This is a genomic window from Yersinia sp. 2542 StPb PI (assembly GCF_048593855.1).
Taxonomy (GTDB): Bacteria; Pseudomonadota; Gammaproteobacteria; order Enterobacterales; family Enterobacteriaceae; genus Yersinia; species Yersinia enterocolitica_E.
Genome location: NZ_JAZGQA010000300.1, coordinates 1 through 3,319, shown reverse-complemented (window position 1 = coordinate 3,319; position 3,319 = coordinate 1). Strand labels below are relative to the sequence as shown.

Below are 3,319 nucleotides of genomic sequence, written 5' to 3'. Positions count from 1 at the left end.
GTCAAAATATAAGAAATATAATCTAGATGCGGTTTTTATTGCACTAAATGTCACCGGATTGCTGGGGTTTATCTATAGCTCATTGCGAATAAACAGAATGTCAAAGGAGATAGCGAAACGTATTGAGGCAGAAAAGAGCATCAACTGGATGTCTAGCCATGATATCTTAACGGATCTACCTAACCAAAAATTTCTCGACTCTTATATTTCACGTTCTGCTAAGAATAAAGATGCACTAAATCATGTAGTTCTAAGTATAGAGATTAATAAGTTTAAAGATGTCAACGATCTGCTCGACTACGACCACCGAAATGAAATATTTAAGCTGGTTGGACAACGCCTCTCTTATATGTTCCCAGGTAATGTCTATAAATTACGCGGTGATGAGTTTTTGGTATTAAAGTCAAATAAAGATAAAACGGACCTATCATTGCTGGGCGAACGCATAGTGAAGACTATTTGCAGCCTTATTCAAATTGATGGTTTTACCTTTAATATAGCCGCCAATGTTGGTATCTCTCGCTATCCTGAAGATTCTGGCGATCTTCGACAAGCTATTCAGCAATCGGCCTGTGCTTTGTACATTGCTAAGAAGGCCGGTCGTGAGGAAGTCCGGGTCTTTACTCCCTTGATGCAGAATACACTTTTATCCCGAGCCCAACTTAAGAGTGATTTTAAGAAAGCGTTGGCGAGTAATGCATTCTCTGTCTATTACCAGCCGTTAGTGGACCTGAGAACCGAAAAAACAGTCGGTTTTGAAGCCCTTGCGCGCTGGGAGGTCTCCCCAGGCAAATTTATTTCCCCTACTCTATTCATTCCTCTGGCGGAAGAGATGGGTAAAATCTCTGAGCTGACGGAACAGTTGTTTCGGCTAGCCTGTCTCGAAACATTAAGCTGGCCTGCTCATCTGGTACTGTCATTTAATATTTCCCCGATACTGCTGTGTAATAAGCAACTGAGCACGCGCATCATGAGCGTCATGAATGAGTTGGGGCTGCCCGCAGATCGTCTGGAGGTAGAAATCACGGAAAGTGCACTTTTTCAGAATGCCAATGTAGCCCGATTTACGCTTAAAAAACTCAGGGATGAGGGAATAAAAATTGCGTTAGACGATTTTGGTACCGGTTACTCCAGTCTTTCTCAGCTTTGCAACTTCTCATTTGATAAGTTAAAGATTGATAAGAGCTTCATCGATACTTTCCAACACAATGAAAAAAAAGAAAAAATTGTACGTGCCATTATCTCATTGGCCAGTTCTTTGGGGGTAAAAGTCACCGCCGAAGGTATCGAACACACCAGTCAACTTGTGCGTCTACAGGATATTGGGTGTGATATTGGCCAGGGATATCTGCTTGGTATGCCCGCAGCGAAAGCGGTCCTATATCCGGTGGAATCCTTATTGATTTATAAATTTTCTCCAGAAATCGCTGAGAAAGAGAGCGCATAAAAACAGAGGGTATACCGCTGAGGAATTGGCAGTGTGCTGTGGGAGTATGAGGGGGGAATCATTGAGGGTACGCTGCGCCCTTCGCTGACAGGCAGCGAAGGGCGGTAACATTAAAACTTAGTCCAACCGCCCTGTTCTGCGACTAATGCGACACTCTTAACTCGTGTCTTTGGCCTGAGCAGAGGGCCTGTTGAAACGCCAGGTGCCTTTCCTTTGATTTTAAATACCGAGACAATTTCTGTTAGTTGACGAGCCTGCTCTTCCAACGAGGCAGCAGCAGCAGCGGATTGCTGCACTAAGGCGGCATTTTGCTGCGTGACGCTGTCCATTTGAACCACCGCAGAACCAATTTGGCTGATCCCTTTACTCTGTTCGGTCGAGGCTGCGGCTATTTCGCTCATAATGTCATTTACGTTGCTGACTGAGCTCACGATTTTGTCCATCGCATCACCTGCTCGCGTCACCTGTTCAGACCCGGATTTAATATTTTTAACTGATTCATTGATCAGCACATCAATCTCTTTTGCTGCCTGTGCGCTGCGTTGCGCCAAATTTCTCACTTCACTGGCGACAACGGCAAATCCACGACCTTGTTCCCCTGCTCGCGCTGCCTCGACAGCGGCATTTAACGCAAGAATATTGGTTTGAAACGCAATACTGTTGATGACGCCAATGATATCGACGATTTTATGTGAGCTGCTGGTAATTTTCGTCATGGTGGCAATGACGCCACTGACAATGACGCCGCCCTGTTGTGCTTCCCGAGTGGCCTGGTTCGCCAGTGTACTTGCCTGGCCGGCATTATCTGCATTCTGCTGAACGGTTGAACCGAGTTGTTCCATGCTGGAGGCGGTCTCTTCCAGCGCCGAGGCTTGTTCTTCAGTTCGGGAAGACAAATCGGTATTTCCGACTGATATCTCACTAGAACCCCTGTAAATCGAATCCGCACTGTTGCGGATTTCAAACACCGTTTTGGCCCAGTTATCCTGCATCTTGTTAATATAAGGAATTAACTGGCCAATACAGTTTCTACCCTGATCTACGATGTTGTGGTCAAGTACGCCTTGTGCCAGAGATTCAAGATGAGCTTTTACTCTGTTCAAAGGCTTAACGAGAAAGTTAACCAGATAGCGGTCGGTTGTCACCATGATAAGCACACTGATTAATAACGCACTGACGAGGATATATTGACACCACACTAGCCATTGGGAAATCCGCTGATTTGCTTCTTCATTTAGGGATATAATTTTTGCGTTGTATTTGTCTATCGCTGCACTGAAGTTCCGTCTTAACGGAAGATATTTACCTGTTTTTATTACTTCAAAATTGTTTATATTTTTTTCTCTTGCTGATTCGAACATCGGCAAAACTGCACTGTTATAGAGATTAAAAGAACTGTTATAAATATCATCTATTGTGGTTGAGTCAATTTTCCCATGATCAATAGTTTTAAATTGACTGAGCCCATTTTTAAGGCCGTCTAATTCGGTAAGGGTTGCCTTCATTTCAAGATCGAAAACCCCAGTGTCATTTTTCGCCATTGCTCCCATAGCACGTTCCATCGCTGTTGTCGCGCGGTAGTATTGTGCATTGGCACTATTAATAATATCGCCATTTTGCTGCTGAGTATGGGTTACACCTAGCTCTTGGTTTAATTGCTTAAGAGAGTATAAAGCAAAGCCTGATGCCCCGGCCCACAACAGTGAAAACACGATGAGAATGAGTATAAGTGCCGTTCTTATTTTAATATTTCGTATGAATCTCATGTTATTAAACCTCAAATGTCGGACACGGGAAAGATACCTTGGAAAGGCAGTTAATAACTAATTTCGGTGTCTATAAAACAGTTGAGTAAATTGTTTTATATTTCAT

2 protein-coding genes are annotated in these 3,319 nt (G+C 43.6%); one reads left to right on the top strand and one right to left on the bottom strand.

What is annotated here, in order from left to right:
- Window positions 1-1,447: putative bifunctional diguanylate cyclase/phosphodiesterase (locus V1952_RS20855; protein WP_420075459.1), on the top strand; the 1,447-nt coding region annotated here is incomplete at its 5' end.
- Between the two features lie 110 nt (window positions 1,448-1,557).
- Here V1952_RS20855 and V1952_RS20850 read toward each other — a convergent pair.
- Window positions 1,558-3,213: a methyl-accepting chemotaxis protein gene (locus V1952_RS20850; protein ID WP_372559956.1), complete on the bottom strand. Its 1,656-nt coding sequence runs from the start codon at window positions 3,211-3,213 to the stop codon at window positions 1,558-1,560.
- Window positions 3,214-3,319: the final 106 nt, after the last annotated feature.

Bases quoted from the DNA above. Each gene is read 5' to 3' on its own strand.
- V1952_RS20850 (WP_372559956.1), bottom strand. From the start codon at position 3,213: ATGAGATTCATACGAAATATTAAAATAAGAACGGCACTTATACTCATT.